Here is a 17569-nt window from a genome sequence, read left to right as displayed (position 1 = left end):
GCGCGGCTCTCCGCCGTGATCCGTTGCGTCAAATCGTCCTCGATACCGACCTTCGTCCTCCGTCTTCCTCCTTCAGTTCGCTGTGCCGCCGTGCCAGACGCCGCAGAGCGCTGCGCTAGAGGCGGATCTTGCAGCGGAGGATCGCGATCGGGGTGACGCGCGCGGCGGTCAACCGGCTCGCGCGCGCGTCGACGTGAACCTGGACCGCCACCGAGCCCGCGAGCGCGCGGCTCGCCAGGTCGCGCGCGAGCAGACCCACGGCGCCGGTCAGGTGCGACATCGCGGCAGAGCCGGCCAGCAGAGAGCACGGGATGGATCCAGACAGATCCATCCCGATCGAGGCGTCCGTGCCTTCGCGCTGGATCGTCCCCGTGCCTTTGAGCTTCAGCGCCCCGGCGGCGACCTCCACCCCGCTCATCGCGATGCGCCGGCGGTCGCCCGAGATGTGTGCGTCCGCCTTGACGGTGGTGGTGTCGCCGAAGAGGAGCCCGTCGAGCTCCCTGGGGTGGGGCAGGGTGAAGCCCTTCACCGTGAGCGCGATCGGGCCCTCGAGCGGCGCCTCGGACAGGGCCGTCCGGTCCGCCCCGGCCGCGAGCCGCAGCTCCAGCGTGCCGGAGACGACCATCGTCGAGGCGCCGACGTCCACGCCAAGGAGCGCGCCCAGGGCGGAGAGCGGCGTCGGCGCGAGCTCGATCGAGGCGCTCGGCGAGGGCAGCGGCCGGAGCTCGGCCCGGAGCGGCGCGGAGGGGACGTCCTCGCCGCCGAAGCCCAGGGAGATGGCGGCCGCGCCGATCGACCAGGCGATGTCGGTGCGCGCCACCTCCTTGCCGGCGACCAGCACGCGCGCCTGCTTCAGGACGCCGACCTCCGGCCGCGGCGTGCCCGGCGGCGGCGCTGCGGCGCCCTGGACCGAGCCGGCCGCGCGCCGCAGGAGGGAGGCATCCGTCAGCGCGAGCACCTCCGGCCCCCCATCGCGATCCCGTAGACCGAGGCGGACGCGGCCCGTGGTGAGCGGCAACGCCGACGCGCGCGGGCCGTGCTGCGCGACCCAGGCTGGCAGGCCCTCCAGGGCGTCGACCCCCACGAGGGTGAGCTCGACCCCGTCCGCCGTGATCCCCGCGGGCGAGAGCTCGCGCAGCGCGATCGTGGTGCGCGCCACCGTGCCCGAGAGGCCGCGCACCCCGAGCAGCGAGAAGCGCGCGTCGCGCAGGCGGACCGCGTGGAGGCCGACGTCGATCGCGCCCGGATCCAGCGCGACGCCGCGCGCGCGGGCCTCGGCGACGATGTGCCGGCGCAGCGCGGGCGGACCGAGCACGAGGAGCGCGGCGACGGCCGCCGCGACGACGGCGACGACGACGAGCGCCGCGATCACGGCGCGGCGGCGCCGCTTGCCGCGCGGCGCGCCGCCGCTGTCGCCGGGGGGACGCTGCGCGCCGCCGATGTCGCCAGGGCCGCTGTCGCCGGGTGCACGCGGCGCGGCGAGCGGGGCCACCGCGTCGGGGTCAGGGGAGGGGCGAGAGGAGGGCACCACGAAGTGGAATTCCTGTAGCGTCGTTCCAGCGTGCTCGCGAGCGCTTCGCGCGGCTCCAGCGCGCTTGCAGCGGGGCCCTCGGCTGCGCTACGGGTCACAGGAGCCGCCCGTGGTCGTTCCCGTTCTGCGGAGCCCGGTATGAAGATCACCATCATCGCGAGCGGGAGCGGAGGCAACGCCACGCTGTTCGCCTCCCGGGGCACGCGGGTCCTCGTGGACGCGGGCGTCGGGCCCCGGGTGCTCGAGCAGTGCCTCTCGGCGGCGGGCGCGGGCGGCGCGCTCGGCTGGGCGCCCGACGCGATCGTGATCACGCACGCGCACGCCGACCACGTCGGCGTGGCCGCCAAATACAACAAGAAGCACAAGATCCCGATCTACGCCTCGGAGGCGACCGCGCGCGCCGCGGAGCTCGGCGACCCGGCGCGCGTCCGGAGCTTCTCGCCGCGCGAGCCGTTCGCGATCGGCGCCCTCACCTTCTCGCCGAGGCCGCTGCCGCACGACGCGGCGCAGGTCGCGCTCGTCGTCGACGACGGCGCGCGGCGGGCCGCGCTCGTGACCGATCTCGGGGAGGTCCCGCCGGGGCTCCTGGAGCACGTCGCCGGCTGCGATGTGCTGATGCTCGAGTCGAACTACGACGCCGACCTGCTCGAGGCCGGCCCCTACCCGCAGCACCTCAAGCGCAGGATCCGCTCGGCGCGGGGCCACCTGGCGAACGCACAGGCGTGCGCGCTGCTCGCGGCGCTGCCCGGCGGCACGCACACGGTCGCGCTGATGCACCTCTCCGAGGTCAACAACCGCCCGGATCTCGCGCTCGACGCCGCCCGCGACGCGCTCCTCGGCAGGCGCACGCGCCTCCTCGCCGCGCCGCCGCGGGGGCCGCTCGTCCTCGACACGGCGCCGCCGGCCCCGCCGCCCGGCGAGGCGCGCTCGGCGCTCGGCCCGCCGGCTCCCCCGCGCCAGCTCGGCCTGTTTCCGGGGATGTAGCTCGGCGCGCCGGCCGGGGGACGTCGCCAGATCCTGCGCCGGGCGAGCGTCAGATCCCCTCGAGCCGGACCTTCTGGCCCGCGACGACGCCGTTGCGCCGCGCCCAGCCGGCGTTCAGCTCGAGGACGTACGTCGAGGGACAGGCGACGTCGAAGTTCGAGTCGTTGAGCGTCGGGGTGTTCTCCTCGATACCGACGATCGTTCCATCGCTGTCGATGAACAGCATGTCGAGCGGGATGCAGGTGTTGTGCATCCAGAACGAGTGATTTCTCCGCTGCTGGAAGACGAAGAGCATCCCGCGGTTCTCCGCCATGCTCTTTCTGTACATGAGCCCGCGGGCGCGCTCTTGCTCCTTCCGCGCGATCTCGACGAGCACGTCGGGGGCCTTGGCCTCGAGGAACATCACCTTGCCGGTCGCGAGCTGGAACGGGCCGGTCGGGTCGTCGGGGCACGCCGGATCCGGGCCGGCCTTCGGGGGCGGTCGCGCCGGCGTTGGCGGGGTCGCGTCGATGCAGCGGCCGTCGCCCGGCGCCTCGACCACGGCGGGCGGCGTCCCGGCCGGGGGCGGCGCGACGTCGTGGGCGGGGACGTCGACCGCGTCGCTGCGGGGCGTGGCCGGGAGCGGCTCGTCGACGCGGCGCTCGCACGCGCCGAGGGCGACCGCGAGCAGCAGCGCGCCCAGGGCGGGAGCGAGCGGGGCGAGCGGGGCGAGCGAGGCGAGCGAGGACGGACGGGTCGCGAGGGCGCAGCGCGAGCTCATGGCGCTTCCTACCACGGCGCCGCTCGTCCTTGACCGCTGGACCGCGACGAGCGAAATCGTTGCCCGATGATCGCTCGACCCCTCGCCATTCAGTCCGTCGCCACGCTCGCCGCGCTGGCGATCCTCGCCGGATGTTCGAAGACCCCGGAGCCCACGGCCGAAGAATCGCCGAAGCCGAAGACGACGACGCCGGCGTCGACGGGCCTGGCCGGAGGCAAGGCGGAGAAGACGGAGAAGGAGCGCCCCCCGCCGCAGGGGCGCAAGGTCACCGCGAAGCCGGTCGCCGAGGTCAAGCCCAGCGAGGACGACCCGGTGAAGGGCAAGTGGACGCTCGAGGACGCCACCAAGGGGCTCCCGGCGGGCAAGGCGCTGACGGCGTCGATCGAGACCGATCTCGGCACGCTGTCCTGCAAGCTGTTCGACGACAAGGCGCCGATCACGGTGGCCAACTTCGTCGGCCTGGCGCGCGGGATCAGGCCCTGGAAGACGCCCGAGGGCACCTGGGAGAAGAAGCCCGCCTACGACGGGACGATCTTCCACCGCATCATCAAGGGATTCATGATCCAGGGCGGCGACGCGAAGAAGAACGGCACCGGCGAGGCCGGCTACGTGATCCCCGACGAGGTCTGGGAGGACGGTAGCCACGACCGCGCGGGCCTCCTGTGCATGGCGAACCGCGGCAAGAACACGAACTCCGCGCAGTTCTTCATCACCGACGCAGCGGCGTTCCACCTCGACAACGGCTACACGATCTTCGGTGAGTGCGGGCCCGAGGAGCTCGTCCACAAGCTTGCCAGCGTCGAGGTCAAGGGCGAACGCCCGGCCAACCCGCCAGTCATCAAGAAGGTGACGATCACCCGGCAGTGACGGCGTCCCGGCGCTCGGCGCGCCGAGCTCGCGCTCCCGCCGCCGCGCGGCGGGAGGCCGAGCTCGGAGGGGAGATGGCTACTGGCAGTCGCTCGCCTCGCCGGGCGACGGCGAGGACGCGATGAAGCTGACGTCGAGCCACTCGCTCGTCTCGTCGTGCCCGCTGATGCCGTTGCCTTCGGTCAGGAGCTCGCCGATCTCGCGATCGTCACAGCGGACGATGCCCTCTCCGTCGCCGGGGGCCGCGGCGGGCCGCTGGCTGTTGCGCGCGGTGTCGTCGGCATAGCCCGTCTTCCCTGTCTTGTAGGCCATCGCCGAGTTCCCCAGCTCCTCGCCCCAGATGACGTAGTCGACGTCCTTGAGCGGGCTGCCTTCCGTCCCGTCCCACTCGAAGAGGATCACCATCTCCCCACTGTCGGTGAGCAGCCCGCCGGCTTGCGCCCCGAGGGCGCCGTTCGTGGGCGCGATCATGGGCGGCACGTCGCCCCCCCCGCAGGGGATGGCCGTCTCGTCAAGCGCGAAGTCGGCGCACCGATCGAACGCGAGCTCGAACCCCTCGTCGCTCGCGAGCACGAGGTGGGCCCCTGGGTTGATCATGGTCCCGGGAGGGAACTGGACGAGGAAGTCCGTCCCCGCGCTGCCGACGGGCGCCCAGGGTTCACCCTCGGTGAGGGCATAATAAACGGTGTTGTCCGAAAGGTAGTAGTTGGTGAGGTCGACCGCAGCCTCGGTCGGGTTCCAGATCTCGATGAACTCGGCCGCTCCAGGCCGGACGACGACCTCCGAGATCAGCAGGTGGCCTGCGGGCTCGCCGGGGACCGCGCCGCCGCCGCCGCCGTCTCCGCCGCCCGCGCCGCCGCCGCCACCCGCGCCGCCGCCGCCGCCGCCGCCGGCCTCACCGCCGCCGCCGCCTTCGCCCGTGCTGCTCGAGGTGGTGCTGGAAGAGCTCGCCCCGCCTCCTCCGGTCGCGTCGTCGCCGCCGCAAGCCATGAGGTGAGCGAGCGTCAGAGGGGAAGCCGCGAGGAGCGCGATACTGAGCAGGTTGCGTTTGTGCATTGTTGAGAGATACATCAGAGCGCTGGCCAACAGGCAAGTGGGATTGCAGCCTGGGGGAAAGGATCCACCTCTCGCGATCGCGTCAGGACGCTGCTCGCTCTGCCAAAGGCGTGGCGGGCGCGCGAGGAATCGATAGCATGACGCCATGCGACGCTGCTTCTCGCTCTTCCTGACACTTCTCTGCGTACCGCTCCCTGGGCTGGGCCTCGCCGTCGGTTGCGGACAGACAGTCATCGTGGACGATCCATCCGCGGACGGCGGGGGTGGCCAGGCCGGCGCGCCCCCCGTCCCGGGGGTCGGGGGAGGCGGCGCGGGCGCGGGAACGGACCCGCTCGAGGAGTACGAGGACCCCGGCTGTCCCGACACGGGGCCGCCGCTCACGGATTTCGCGTGCGATCCCTACGATCAGTCGAGCGGTTTTTGCGCCCCCGGAGAGGGGTGCTTCATCTTCGTGCAGTATCCGGACGAGCCGTGCGGGCAAGAAATCTACGGCGCCTCCTGCGCGCCGGCCGGCTCCGGCGGGCAGGGCGATCCGTGCTGGGAGGGGTGCGGCGCCGGGTTCGCCTGTGTCGTGACCGGCTCGGGCACGCAGTGCGTGGGGCTCTGCGCGCTCAGCGGCGACGACAACTGCGGTCCGGGGCTCGTGTGCGAGCCGATCGACGTCGAGGGGATCGGCGGATGCCTGTGACGAAGCGCTCCGTGGATCAGCTCGCGCATCGGAAGTCGGCCCTGGCGCTGGTCCTGCTCGGGATCGCCTCCGGCGGCGCCGCGCTCTCGGGGGGGTGCGGGGCGCGGACGGGGCTGAACATCCCGCCGCCCGCGCCGGAGTGCGAGGTGGACGCCGACTGCCCCGGGGCCAAGGACCTCTGCGAGCCGGTGGTCTGCCAGCTCTTCGAGGCGGGGCAGCCCGACGGCGGTGCGGCGCCCTCCCCCGAGGGCGCGCCGGGCGGCGCGGCGAGCCGGCGCGGCGGGACGTGCGTCGCGCTGACGCCGGTCGACTGCGACGACGATGACCCGTGCACCAGCGACACCTGCGAGCGCGCGACCGGGGCGTGCAGCTACGGGCCGTCGACGCTCGACATCGACGGCGACGGCTTCCGCGCGTCGCTGCCCGGCACGATCCCCGGCGAACCGCTCGCGTGCGGCGACGACTGCGACGACTCGAGCGCCGCGGCCTTCCCCGGCGGGCAGGAGATCTGCGACGGGGTCGACAACGACTGTGACGGCACGGTCGACAACGGGGCGCGCTTCGTGCCGCGCGACGCCGACGCGACCCGCATCTCGGGCGACATCGCGCCGGCCGGCTCCGGCGGCCTCGCCTGGGGCGGGACCTCGTATGCGTCGCTCTACACCGGGACCGCGCGGGGCTTCAACCTGTACCGCTCGATGATCAGCGCCGACGGAGAGCCGCTCGCGCCGGGCGAGGAGATCATCACGCCGAAGAACGGCGACGCCTCCGGCGGGCCGATCGTGTGGGTCGGCGATCGGTACGGCGCCGCCTGGCAGGACCGGCGCGACGGCGACTACGAGGTGTATTTTTCCCTGCTCGACGAGGACGGCCAGAAGGTGGAGGGCGGCGATCGGCGGCTCACGAACGCCCCCGGCTTCTCGGTCAACGTCGCGCTCACGTGGAACGACGCGGAGTTCATCCCCGTCTGGCAGGACGAGCGCAACGGCTCCTTCGACCTGTTCGCCCAGCGCATCGACATCGACGGCAACCTGATCGGCGACAACGTCCAGCTCACCGACGCATCGCTCGGCTTCCCGAACGAGGCGCCCGCCGCGGCGGCGGGCCAGGGCGGCATCGGCGTCGCGTGGTCCACGGGCGACGCGGTCACCCACCTCATCCAGTTCCGGACGTTCGACGCAGAGCTCGAGCCGATCTCGGAGGTCGTCACGCTCACGAGCGGCGAGACCGACGCGGTCTATCCGACGGTGGTGTGGAACCGCGACCGCTACGTCATCGCGTGGTACGACAAGTCGGCGAGCCCCAAGGGCATCTATGCCGCCGCGGTCTCGGAGGACGGTGAGATCCTCGCGCAGCCCACGGCCATCTCGAACCCGGGGTCGTTCCGCTCCCGGTATCCGTTCCTGCGCCCGCTCGGCGATCGGCTGCTCGCGATCTACTCGGACGATCGCGATCAGAACGACGGCTACGAGCTCTACGCGGTCACGGTGAACGCGGCGCTCGCGCCGATCAGCGCCGAGCAGCGGCTCACCTTCGCGCGCCGCGACAGCATCGGCCCGGTCGCGACGTTCGGGCCGGAGGGCGACGTGGGCATCCTCTTCCGCGACGATCGCGAGGGCGGCGAGCACCACGTCTTCTTCACCCGGCTCGCCTGCATCGCGGGCGACTGACGGCCTCGCGGCCGAGCGCGTGCCGGCCTCGCGGCCGAGCGCGGCGTCGGTCCGGCGCCGCGCTCAGCCCCGGGTCGGCAGGCGGCGCAGCCGGAAGGGGCCGGCGCGGTGGACCTTGCCCGGCAGCGGGCGGCCGATGACCTGCTCGGCGACGTTGCCCGCCTCGATGAGCTTGTCGAGATCGACGCCGGTCCGGACGCCCATCCCGTGGAGCATGAACACGAGATCCTCCGTCGCCATGTTGCCGGCCGCGCCCGGCGCGTAGGGGCAGCCGCCCACGCCCGCCACCGACGCGTCGAAGTCGCGCACGCCGAGCTCCAGGCCGATCAGGATGTTCGCGAGCGCCGTGCCCCGCGTGTCGTGCAGGTGGAGCGCGAACCGCTCGGGCGGCATCGCGTCCAGGAAGCGACGGACGATGTCATGCGTCTGCCGCGGCGTGCCGATGCCGATCGTGTCGCCGAGCGAGACCTGGTAGCACCCGAGCTCGATGAGCCGCTCCGCGATGCGCACGACGCGAGCGGGATCGACGTCGCCCTCGTACGGGCAGCCCCACACGGTCGAGACGTAGGCGCGCACGGCGACGCCCGCCTCGCGCGCCGGAGGGACGATCTCCGAGAACACCGAGAGCGTGTCGTCGATCGACTTGTTGATGTTGGCGCGGTTGTGCGCCTCGCTCGCGCTCAGGAAGACGGCGATCTCGCCCAGGCCCACCTCGAGCGCGCGCTCGAGGCCGCGCGCGTTCGGGCACAGGGCGCTGAAGGTCACGCCAGGCTCGGCGGAGAGCGTCCTCGCGAGCTCCTCGGCGTCGGCGAGCTGCGGGACCCACTTCGGCGAGACGAAGCTCGTGATCTCGATCCGGCGGAGGCCGGCGGCGACGAGCGCCGCGATGAGCCGCCGCTTGCCCTCGAGCGAGATCATCGCCGCCTCGTTCTGGAGCCCGTCCCGCGGGCTCACCTCGTAGATCGAGACCTCGTCGGCGACGCGGGCGAAGAGCGGCGGGGCGGCGGCGGCGCGATCCGCGCTCGAGTGCTCGGCGGTGCCCTCGGTCATCGGCAGACCCTCAGCGCCAGAGCGCGGCAGCGTCAACCACTCACCATCCGGAGCTGCTTGTTCGGCGCGGCCGGCGTGAAGGGGATCGGGTAGTTGCCGGAGAAGCACGCGTGGCAGTAGCTGTCCGCCGACGGCCGCGCGGTGGTGGCGTCGCCCTCGCGCTCCTCGATCGACCGCACGCTCTCGACCATGCCCTCCAGCGACAGGTACCCGACGCTGTCGGCCGTCAGGTAGCTGCGGATCTCGTCCACGGAGTGGCTCGAGGCGATGAGCTCCGATCGCGTCGGCGTGTCGACGCCGTAGTAGCAGGGCCAGCGCGTGGGCGGGCTCGAGATGCGGACGTGCACCTCGCGGGCGCCTGCGTCGCGGATCATCTTGACGATCTTCCGGCTCGTCGTCCCGCGGACGATCGAGTCGTCGACGACGACGACCCGCTTGCCCTGGATCACCGCCCGGTTCGGGTTGAGCTTGAGCCGGACACCGAAGTGCCGGATCGACTGCTGCGGCTCGATGAACGTGCGGCCGACGTAGTGGCTGCGGATGAGGCCCATCTCGAAGGGGGCGCGCGCGCGGTCGGCGAAGCCGATCGCCGCCGGCACGCCCGAGTCGGGCACGGGGATCACGACGAGATTGCCGTCGGGCTCGACCGGCTGCTCCATGGCCAGGCGCCGGCCGAACGCCTTGCGGACCTCGTAGACGCTCACGCCCTGGATCGTCGAGTCGGGGCGGGCGAAGTAGACGTGCTCGAAGATGCAGAGCTTGCGCGGCTCGGGCGCGAAGGGAAACTCGGAGCGGACCCCGTCCGCGTTGATGATCAGCATCTCGCCCGGGGCGACGTCGCGCACCTTGCGGGCGCCGATGAGGTCGAACGCCGTCGACTCGCTCGCGACCACGGGGGCGACGCCGCCGTCGCTCATCGGCATCTCGCCCAGGCAGAGCGGCCGGATGGCGCGCGGGTCGCGCACGGCGACGAGCTCGCGCTCCGTCAGGAAGAGCAGCGAGTACGCGCCCTCCACCTGCTTCAGCGCCTCCGCGATGCGGTCGCGGAGCTCTTCCTTCTTGCTCATCGCGATGAGGTGGACGATCGACTCGGTGTCGCTGGCGGTCTGGTAGATCGAGCCGCGCGCCTCGAGCCGCTCGCGCAGGGCCTCGTGGTTCGTGAGGTTGCCGTTGTGCGCGACCGCGAGCGAGCCGCGCGCGTAGTCGACGCCGAGCGGCTGCGCGTTCTTCAGGTGCGAGCCGCCCGCGGTGGAGTAGCGGACGTGGCCGATGGCGCGATCGCCGGGCAGCGCCGCGAGATCGGACGGGGTGAAGCCGGACTGCACCCGCCCCATGGCGCGGTGGCCGAAGAGGCGCTCCCCGTCGCTGCTGACGATACCCGCAGATTCCTGCCCTCGATGCTGGAGCGCGTGCAACCCGAGGTAGGCCATGTTGGCCGCCTCGGGGTGGCCAAAGATTCCGAACACACCGCACATGCCGCCTATCTAGTACGAAAACGGGGCATGACCCACCATCATGGCGATCTGTCGTCATGATGAGGCGGCCGAGCGCCGGCGCCGAGCTCTGGGCGGACGCTGGTGCGAGATCAGGGCGCGGGCAGGCCCGCGGATTGACCGCACCTGAAATGTAAGCAGGTTAACGATCTGGCGGCGGCGCGGGGCGCCAGGGTCGCGAGATCCCTCGGTATTTCGCTGCTGGACGAGGAAGGCGCGTCAGGGACGCCGGTGCTGGACGAGGAAGGCGCGTCAGGGAAGCCGGGCAACTCCCACTATTTCGGGATGTTCCAGAGCTTCTCGATGATCTTGGTTTCCATGGCGTCGCCGTGGCACGTGCCGCACTCCATGTCCTCCTTGCTCGCGCGCGAGAGCTTGTGTTGGTACTCCTCCTCCATGAACGTCTGCAGGGCCTTCTTGTCCTTGCGGTTCAGGACGTGCTCGTTCCCTGCGTGACAGCTGTCGCAGAAGAGGGTGCCGCCGCTCTCGCTGCGGAGCGGCATCACGAAATTGCGCCACATCTCGCGGGCGACCTTCATGTCCCGCGTCTCTTTCTTGAAGTCGCCCTCGGCGTGGCAGCCCTCGCAGGTGTCGAAGCCGAGCGCCTTCTGGAGCAGCGGCATCACCTTCTTCTTCTGCGCGGCTGGGAGCTTCTCGAGCGCGGGGATCTTCTTGAGGTTGATCCCGATCTTCTTCAGATCGGCCTCGAACTTGGTCGTCTGGAGCGGCGTCGACTTGGCGGGCGCCTCGTCCGCCTCGCCCTTGTCGGCCTCCGCCGTCTTCTCAGGCTTCGCGGGCTTCTCGCCCTCTGCGCCGGCGGTCGCGTCGCCCTCGCCCGGGCTCGACTCTCCGTCGAAGTCGTCCTTGTCGGCCGCCGTCTCGGGCGGCGGCGTGGCGGAGCCACAGGCTCCTGCGAAGGCGCCCATCCAGAGCGCAAGGGCGAGCGCTGCGTGCTTCATCCTGGCTGCCATACTCCTCCAAAGGAACGTTGATCGTGAGCAGAGCGCGGCTTCCCGTGCAGCAGGGCGCGCCGCCTGGGCGCGCTCCCACGGTCGCCGGGCGATCAGGCGCACTCTACTCGAATTTGCCCGAGACAGAGAGGAACGTGAGCTTGTTGTTGGTCTCGCGGAGCCGCTGGACGAGCATCCGGACGACGTTCCAGAGGACCTCGTACGCGAGCTCTTTGTGCAGGAAGAGCAGATCCTCGAACGCGTCCTTCGACACGGTGAGCAGCCGGCAGCGCTCGTGGACGCGCGCGTCGGCGGAGCGTGGGGCCTCGTCGAGCAACGCCATCTCGCCGAACACCGCGCCAGGGCCGAGCACCGCGAGCGCTTCCTCGCCGATCCCGGCGATCTCGCGGCTGATCCGGACCTTGCCTTCGAGCAGGATGTAGAGCTTCTCGCCCGGATCCCCGTGCTGGAAGATCTTGGTGCCGAGGGCGTGCGTCTCCTCGCTCGCGACGCGCGAGATGAGCTCGAGCGCGGCCGGGGTGAGGCCCTTGAACAGGGGGACCTTCGAGAGCTGCTCGATCCGTTCGGGGACGATCACAAGCTGCCGCGGAGAATAACCGAGGCGCCGGCTGCAGAGCGAATTTTCAGGCAGCTCGCGGTGAGACCCTAGCGCGTGAACGTCACCGTGATGGGCGGCGTCGTGGCGGCGATCGGGGATCCCGCGCGATCCGTGCCGGGGGTGTAGCGCCGGCTGAGCGCGCACATGCGCGCGGAGCGACCGAAACCGTGTCCGGGATCACGGATGACCTTGACGGACAGCGGGCTGCCGTCGGGTCGCACCGTGATCATGAGGACGACCTTCGCCTGATCGATCTGGTCGACGTCGGCCTCCGGAGGGAAAGGACAGTTCCAGTTGCTGCTGCCGACCAGGCCGGGCGGGGCCGAGCGGTCCGGGCCCGCGGCGGCCGGAGGCGGCGGGACCGGATCGCCCGTGCCCTTGCCGCCGACGACGCCCCCGACCTTGGCGTTCGGATTGAAGGTGGGGGACTTCGCCGTGCCCGCGCCGGCCACCTGGCCGTAGCCGACGCCCTGGCCCTCGCCGCTCGCGATCCCGCGATCGGTCATGTCGAGGACCTCGTCCGGATCCGGCTCGCGCGTGAGGACCTTCGCCGCCTCGGCGGCGGCGGGGGGCGGCTCGTAGGGGTCGTCCTTGGGCGGCGGCGTGTTCGCCTGAGGAGGCGGCGCGACCGTCGGGACGGGCTCGGGCTCGGGCGCCGGCGGCTCGGGCTCGGGCGGCTTGGGCTCCTCGGCCTTCGGCGGCTTGAGGTCGACCTCGTAGATCGCCCAGAGGTAGTCGTGGATGCCGACGCGCATCTCCTCGACCACCTGCCGCATGTCGCGCAGCGACCCCGAGACGATCGCCCGGGCCGAGGCCGCGCTGTGGCTGGTGAGCGCCAGCGTGACCCCGAGGAAGGCGCCCACGCGCGAGGCGCGGTCGCCGAGCGCGAGCACCGCGGCGAACGGATCCGCGGCGCGCCGCCGGTCGCCGGCGCGACCCGGGGCCGGCGCGGCGAGCGCGGTCGGGGGCCCCTTGGCGCCACCGGGGTCGGCGCCGCCGCGCTTGTCTCGGCGGCGCCCATCGTGAAGCGCCCCCGCGGCGCGATCGCTCGTGGCCTGGCTCATAAGCTCTCGCTCGGCGCGCTCAGGGCGCGGGGCTCGGTGTTGCCGGCGCGGGGGCGGCCGGGGGAGGCGCGGCCGGGGCGCCAGGCGCCGGGCCGGGCGCAGCGCCGGGCTCGGGCGCGATCGGCGTCACGCCGAACGCGATCTTGGAGACGCCCGCCTGCTTCAGCAGATCGAGCGCGCGGATCACCCGGCCGTGCGGGACCGTCGTGTCGGCGCGGATCACGGCGCGGAGCTCCGGGTTCTTCGCCTGGGCCTCGCGCGCGATCGGCAGGATGGCGTCCTCGCTCGCGAGCTTCTTGCCGTCCGCGAGCGTGTCGCCGTTCGCGTGCAGCTCGAGCCCGAAGATGAGCTGCACCTCCTGCCCCTGCGCCGCCTTCGGCAGGTCGAGCGGGAGCGACTGCGAGACGATGATCTTCGCGGTGACCATGAAGATGATGAGGAGCACCAGGGTGATGTCGACGAGCGGCGTGACGTTGATGCCGCTGATCATGTCGTCATCGTCGTTGCGGCTCGTGGCGGCCATCAGCGCTCCTCCTCGCCCGCGCTGCTCTTCTTGCTCTCGTCCTGACGCGGCGCCCTCGCGGCCTTGCCGCGCGGCTCGGGGGCGGCGGGCGCGGCCCCGGCGAACGCCGGGTCGATCTTGAGGTGCGCGAGCAGGACCCGCGTGAGCGCCTCGGTGTTGGCCAGCGTCGACTTGATCATCCGCTGGAAGAAGTTGTTCGCCGCGACGGCCGGGATGGCGACCGCGAGGCCGACCGCGGTCGCGACGAGCGCCTCGGCGATGCTCGACATGACCGCCTGCGGCGCCATGGACTGCGACGCGGCCTGCGCGACCGGCGTCTTCGCCGCCTGGCCGAGCGCGTCGAAGGCGCCGACGACGCCGATGACGGTGCCGAACAGCCCGATGAACGGCGCGTTGTTGCCGAGCGTGCCCAGGTAGGCGAGGCGCCGCTCCAGCTTCATGCGCTGGAGCGCCGCGGCGCCGGCCATCGCCTCCTCGGCCGCGTCGGGGCCCTGATGCGCCACCGCGAGGCCGGCCGAGACGACCGCGGCCTCGGCCGAGGGCGAGGCGTCCATCCGCCTGCGCGCCGCCTCGATCGAGTCGTCGAGGGAGGTCCGGAGATCCCGCGCGAGGACGGCGAGGTCGTCGCGGAGCGACCAGAAGAACCAGGCGCGCTCCAGGATGATGGCGACCGAGACGACGCTGAGGACGATCATCAACCACATGACCCAGGCGGCCCCGAAGCCGACCATGATGCGCTGCAGCCACTCGACGAGGTTCATCTTGTTCCTTGGTGCCTTTCCGATGGGTGGGGGTGGGGGGGGAGCCGCGCTTCGAGAGGACCTACGGGTCGGCGCCGGGCTGCCCTTCCTCGACTGCGTCCTCCTCCTCCGGAGCGGGGGCGCCCGCCGCCCCCGGCCTGCCGACGGAGGGCTGGGGGGCGGAGGCGTCGACGAGCCGAAAGACTCGCCCAAGGACGGTGGTCGCGTAGCCGCCCTTCGGTAGCACAAACGAGACGACGATTCCTTGCTCTGCGCCCGGATCGCCCGCGGGCTGGAGCGCGCCGGCGCCCACCGCCGGCTCCCCGGCGGCGGACACCTCCAGGCCGTCCACCTCCAGCCGCAGCGGGCGACGCGTGCCTTCCCCGGCGTGGGCGAACGCGTCGAGCCTGCGCGGGTCGCCGATCGCCGCCGTGAGCACCTCGAGCTCCAGCGCGCCCGGGGCGCCCTCGGGCCAGCGCATTTTCCGGCCGAACATCGGGCCCGTTGCCGAGATCGCGAGCGCGGCGGCGCGCGCCTCGGCGTCCGCGACCTCCGGGCCCTCGAGGGGTACGAGGAACAGCCCGCCGGTGTCGCGCTTCTTGGCGAGATCGCCGGGGAGCACGGTGCTCCAGGTGCCGTCCGCCTCGCGGCGCGCGAGCACCTCGTTGAACCAGCGCGACTGGAGCGCCGAGAACAGCAACCGCTGCTCGCGCCGGTCGCGGGGCCCGCGCTCCCGGCCCGCGAGCCACGCGAGCGCGCGCTCGGGGTTATCGCCGTTCCTCCCGAACCGCTGCGGGCCGAACGCGTTCGGCATGCCGGCGCGGCCGATCTCGGCGAGGCGGCGCTCGGCGAGCGGAAGCGCCGCCGGGGCGATGCCGCGGAGCGCGATCCGGAACCGGTTGCCGAGCAGGTGCCCCGGCTTGAGCTTGTTGTCGTGGCGGGCGACGGCGAGGATCTCGATCCCGGGCAGCTCGGCCTGCTCGAGCAGGGGCGCCGGATCGCGCGCGAGCGGGAGCTGGATCGAGGCGGTCTGCGTGGTGATCGCGTGCCGGTCCTTCATGCCGGCGAAGCCGGTGCTGCCCGGGTCGGCCCCGAGCGCGAGCGCGATGGCCCGCACCGCGTCGGGCGTGGTGCGCCCCGTCTTGCGGAAGGTCACGAACACGTGCTCGCCGCGGCCGCTCGGCGCGTAGGCGGGGAGCTCTTCGACGACGAAGTCCGCGGGCGAGCTCCGGAGCACGGCCGTGGGAAGGTCGCCGGGCGAGCCCGCGGCCGCGAGGTCCGCGACGGGCGGGGCGGTGGTTGTCATGGGAGCGCCAGGGTGACCGAAATCGTCCCGGCGTCCAGCGGCGAACGCGCGCGTGGTTGTCGCGCGCCGCGCACCCCGGCGTCCAGCGGCGAACGCGCGCGCGGCGGCTACCTGGGCCCGGAGACGCCGCCGACGCCACCGCCGCCGGGCGTGGGCCTCTGCACGGTCGCGCACTCCTCGTCGCCCGTGTCGACCGTGGTGACGTCGTAGCAGCAGAGCTCACCGTCGAAATCCGCCTCGCTGTCGATGGACTCGATCGCGCTCAGACAACCGGGGTTCTGGAAGAACACGTACGCGTCCTCGCTGGACGGGCATGCCCCCTCGAGCTCGGTCCAGTGAAAGCACGCCCGCTTGCCGCAGCCGGCCGAGAGGAGGAGGGCGGGGGGGACGAGCGCGAGGATCAGCGGGCGGAGGCTGGCGATGCTCATGGCGATCTCCGGGAGCGGCGCCCGCGCGCGGGCGCGGAGGTGCGGTGGGCCTTGGCGATCAGAGCTCGTGCGGCATCAGGTCGCGCGGGCTCCGGAAGTACTGCAGCGGCGAGTAGGCGAGCAGGTTGGAGACGCGCGACGTGTAGATGCACGCGTACTCCTCGACCTGATCGCCGAAGCTGGACGTCTCGTTCGCCTCCTTGAGCAGCGAGCCCCAGTAGGGGTGGAAGCGGCGGGCGATCTCGCGCTCCAGCTTGCCGACCTCGGCGTCGACGGCCCGGAGCTGGCCGCGGATGCGCTCGACCGCGCGCTTCGTGCGGCCCCGCTCGGCCTCGTAGAACGACGTCGCGTAGTCGACCTGCACGTGGCCGCCGGCCGCCCCCGCGAGCAGCGAGCCTCCGCCCCCGTTGGCCGCGCCGTTCTTCTTCTGCTGCTCCTCCTCGATCTTGCGGGTGAGGTCCTTGTAGCGCTGCTGGTAGAAGCGGAGCTGGTCCTCGAGCTCCTCGCGGCGCCCCTCGAGCAGCGCGCTCTCCATGTGCTCGCGGCGGCACGACTCGTGGGCGGCGACCTCGGCCTCCATCTCCTGGATGATCATCGCCGTGCGCCACGCGCTCTCCTTCTTGGAGCGGAGGATGTCGCCGTAGATGTGATCGCCCACGTAGAGGACGCGATCGCCGGAGATGTTCAGGAACTTCTCGAAGTCGTGGAGGTTGCCCCCCTCGTAGACGGCGCCGCGCTCGAGCGGCGCCGTGGCGGGGCGGACCTCGGCGCCGTCGCGGATGAGGAGCGGGCGGCGCTCCTGGAAGAACGCGGGCTTCTGCGCGGCGACCACCAGGACGTCGAAGTAGTGCCGGAAGCTCGGGTACTCGGGCATCGCGTCCCCGAGCAGGTACGTCATCATCTTCTCGGTGAACGGCCAGCGCGAGTTCGTCAGCAGGAAGAGCTTCTTGCCCGCCGAGCGGAACTTGTGGAGCGTCTGCGCCAGGTTCGGGTCGCGCTGGACGAAGCGCGGCAGGTCGGAGAGCACGACGTCGAGGATGGTGCCGTCGCGGTGCGCCTCGTCGATGCACTCGCGGATGTCGGTGAAGAGCCGCGCGTAGTCGAGCGGGACGCCGCGCGCCTCGAGCGCGTCGACGATGCCGGCGTAGAGCGTGGCCTCGCTCAGCGCGTACAGCGTGTCGATCCAGTGGTAGCGGGCCGTGTTCGGCCGGATCTTGCGGTGCTGGTAGAGCGACCGGAGCTCGTCCTTCGTGAGCTCGCGCAGGCCGTGGTACCCGCGCTGGACCACCTTGAACCGGTCCATCTTGAGCACGTGGCCGAAGCGCTTGTCGATCAGCAGGCCGCGGATCGGGAAGTGGATCGGGTAGCGGAGGTGCCGCAGGAGATCCTCGGGGTAGCCGCGCGCGGCGAGCTTCGTGACGGTCCCCTGGATCGAGAGGTTGTCCATCTCGGTCTGGTCGTAGATCGCCAGGGTGTAGTCCATGTCGAAGCCGACCCAGTCGACCCCCGCAAGCTTGAGGTTGCGGTTGACGAAGACGCGCCGGGTCCGCGGAATGCGCGTGGGCTCGGTCTGGGGATAGAGCCCTCCGAGGGGGAGCTCGAGCTGCTCGATGAACACAGTGGGTCGACTATCGTATCCCACGCCCACGAGGCGTACCAAGGGCCCTATCTCGATGAACGCGTCGCAGCGTTGACGCCGCGCGCGGTGCGTCCCCGGGCGCCCTCCGCCGGATCAGCCGTCCGACGCGGCGCCACCCCCCGCGCGTGGAGGCGCGCCGCGGTCGCGGGGGCGCGGCGCCGGAAAGCTGCGCCAGGGTGCGCGCCCCTCCCGTCTTGTGCG

17 protein-coding genes are annotated in these 17569 nt (G+C 72.2%); 4 read left to right on the top strand and 13 right to left on the bottom strand.

Annotated elements, in window-relative coordinates:
* Nucleotides 1–115: 115 nt before the first annotated feature.
* The gene (locus tag WMF36_RS23085) at nt 116–1531 is read right to left on the bottom strand and encodes a hypothetical protein (protein ID WP_437581791.1); all 1416 of its coding nucleotides are present in this window, start codon (nt 1529–1531) and stop codon (nt 116–118) included.
* Nucleotides 1532–1669: 138 nt separating this feature from the next.
* Between WMF36_RS23085 and WMF36_RS23080 the strand changes: the two genes are divergently transcribed.
* On the top strand, nt 1670–2515 hold the full coding sequence (locus WMF36_RS23080) for an MBL fold metallo-hydrolase (RefSeq protein WP_437581790.1): 846 nt from the start codon (nt 1670–1672) through the stop codon (nt 2513–2515).
* Between the two features lie 49 nt (nt 2516–2564).
* Here the strand turns inward: WMF36_RS23080 and WMF36_RS23075 are convergent, their stop codons facing one another.
* Nucleotides 2565–3275 carry a DUF192 domain-containing protein gene (locus tag WMF36_RS23075; RefSeq protein WP_437581789.1) on the bottom strand — a complete coding sequence of 237 codons (711 nt, stop codon included), beginning with the start codon at nt 3273–3275 and terminating at the stop codon, nt 2565–2567.
* Between the two features lie 66 nt (nt 3276–3341).
* Here WMF36_RS23075 and WMF36_RS23070 point away from each other — a divergent pair, with 66 nt between their 5' ends.
* Nucleotides 3342–4142: a peptidylprolyl isomerase gene (locus WMF36_RS23070; RefSeq protein WP_437581788.1), complete on the top strand. Its 801-nt coding sequence runs from the start codon at nt 3342–3344 to the stop codon at nt 4140–4142.
* 78 nt (nt 4143–4220) lie between these two features.
* Here WMF36_RS23070 and WMF36_RS23065 read toward each other — a convergent pair whose 3' ends face one another.
* Nucleotides 4221–5198: a lamin tail domain-containing protein gene (locus tag WMF36_RS23065; protein ID WP_437581787.1), complete on the bottom strand. Its 978-nt coding sequence runs from the start codon at nt 5196–5198 to the stop codon at nt 4221–4223.
* A gap of 145 nt (nt 5199–5343) precedes the next feature.
* Between WMF36_RS23065 and WMF36_RS23060 the strand changes: the two genes are divergently transcribed.
* Together WMF36_RS23060 and WMF36_RS23055 are read left to right on the top strand one after the other, a co-directional pair.
* Nucleotides 5344–5886: a hypothetical protein gene (locus tag WMF36_RS23060; protein WP_437581786.1), complete on the top strand. Its 543-nt coding sequence runs from the start codon at nt 5344–5346 to the stop codon at nt 5884–5886.
* Nucleotides 5877–7556, top strand: a complete 1680-nt coding sequence (locus WMF36_RS23055; protein ID WP_437581785.1) for a putative metal-binding motif-containing protein — start codon at nt 5877–5879, stop codon at nt 7554–7556. The genes WMF36_RS23060 and WMF36_RS23055 overlap by 10 nt, the downstream gene beginning before the upstream one ends.
* A gap of 63 nt (nt 7557–7619) precedes the next feature.
* On the opposite strand, the gene WMF36_RS23050 is transcribed toward WMF36_RS23055, so the two are convergent.
* From WMF36_RS23050 to WMF36_RS23005, 10 genes are all read right to left on the bottom strand, one after another.
* A complete protein-coding gene (locus WMF36_RS23050; protein ID WP_437581784.1) occupies nt 7620–8606 on the bottom strand; it encodes a hydroxymethylglutaryl-CoA lyase in 987 nt (328 codons plus the stop codon).
* 32 nt (nt 8607–8638) lie between these two features.
* The gene (gene purF / locus WMF36_RS23045; RefSeq protein ID WP_437581783.1) at nt 8639–10081 is read right to left on the bottom strand and encodes an amidophosphoribosyltransferase; all 1443 of its coding nucleotides are present in this window, start codon (nt 10079–10081) and stop codon (nt 8639–8641) included.
* A 293-nt stretch (nt 10082–10374) separates the two neighbouring features.
* The gene (locus WMF36_RS23040) at nt 10375–11058 is read right to left on the bottom strand and encodes a hypothetical protein (protein WP_437581782.1); all 684 of its coding nucleotides are present in this window, start codon (nt 11056–11058) and stop codon (nt 10375–10377) included.
* 115 nt (nt 11059–11173) lie between these two features.
* Nucleotides 11174–11647: a cyclic nucleotide-binding domain-containing protein gene (locus WMF36_RS23035; RefSeq protein ID WP_437581781.1), complete on the bottom strand. Its 474-nt coding sequence runs from the start codon at nt 11645–11647 to the stop codon at nt 11174–11176.
* A gap of 68 nt (nt 11648–11715) precedes the next feature.
* Nucleotides 11716–12732: an energy transducer TonB gene (locus tag WMF36_RS23030; protein ID WP_437581780.1), complete on the bottom strand. Its 1017-nt coding sequence runs from the start codon at nt 12730–12732 to the stop codon at nt 11716–11718.
* 19 nt (nt 12733–12751) lie between these two features.
* Entirely contained in the window at nt 12752–13255 is a 504-nt protein-coding gene (locus WMF36_RS23025; protein ID WP_437581779.1) for an ExbD/TolR family protein, read from the bottom strand.
* Complete coding sequence (locus tag WMF36_RS23020) at nt 13255–14016, bottom strand: MotA/TolQ/ExbB proton channel family protein (RefSeq protein ID WP_437581778.1); 762 nt, start codon at nt 14014–14016, stop codon at nt 13255–13257. Before WMF36_RS23020 ends, WMF36_RS23025 begins: the two co-directional genes overlap by 1 nt.
* Before the next feature lie 61 nt (nt 14017–14077).
* On the bottom strand, nt 14078–15301 hold the full coding sequence (gene truD, locus WMF36_RS23015) for a tRNA pseudouridine(13) synthase TruD (protein WP_437581777.1): 1224 nt from the start codon (nt 15299–15301) through the stop codon (nt 14078–14080).
* Nucleotides 15302–15408: 107 nt separating this feature from the next.
* The gene (locus WMF36_RS23010) at nt 15409–15729 is read right to left on the bottom strand and encodes a hypothetical protein (RefSeq protein WP_437581776.1); all 321 of its coding nucleotides are present in this window, start codon (nt 15727–15729) and stop codon (nt 15409–15411) included.
* Nucleotides 15730–15787: 58 nt separating this feature from the next.
* On the bottom strand, nt 15788–17389 hold the full coding sequence (locus tag WMF36_RS23005; RefSeq protein ID WP_437581775.1) for an HAD-IG family 5'-nucleotidase: 1602 nt from the start codon (nt 17387–17389) through the stop codon (nt 15788–15790).
* Between the last annotated feature and the right edge of the window lie 180 nt (nt 17390–17569).

It is taken from the genome of Sorangium sp. So ce887, assembly GCF_051521455.1.
GTDB lineage: Bacteria > Myxococcota_A > Polyangia > Polyangiales > Polyangiaceae > Sorangium.
Note: the sequence above shows the minus strand (reverse complement) of the source record. Positions and strands in the feature narration are given on the sequence as shown.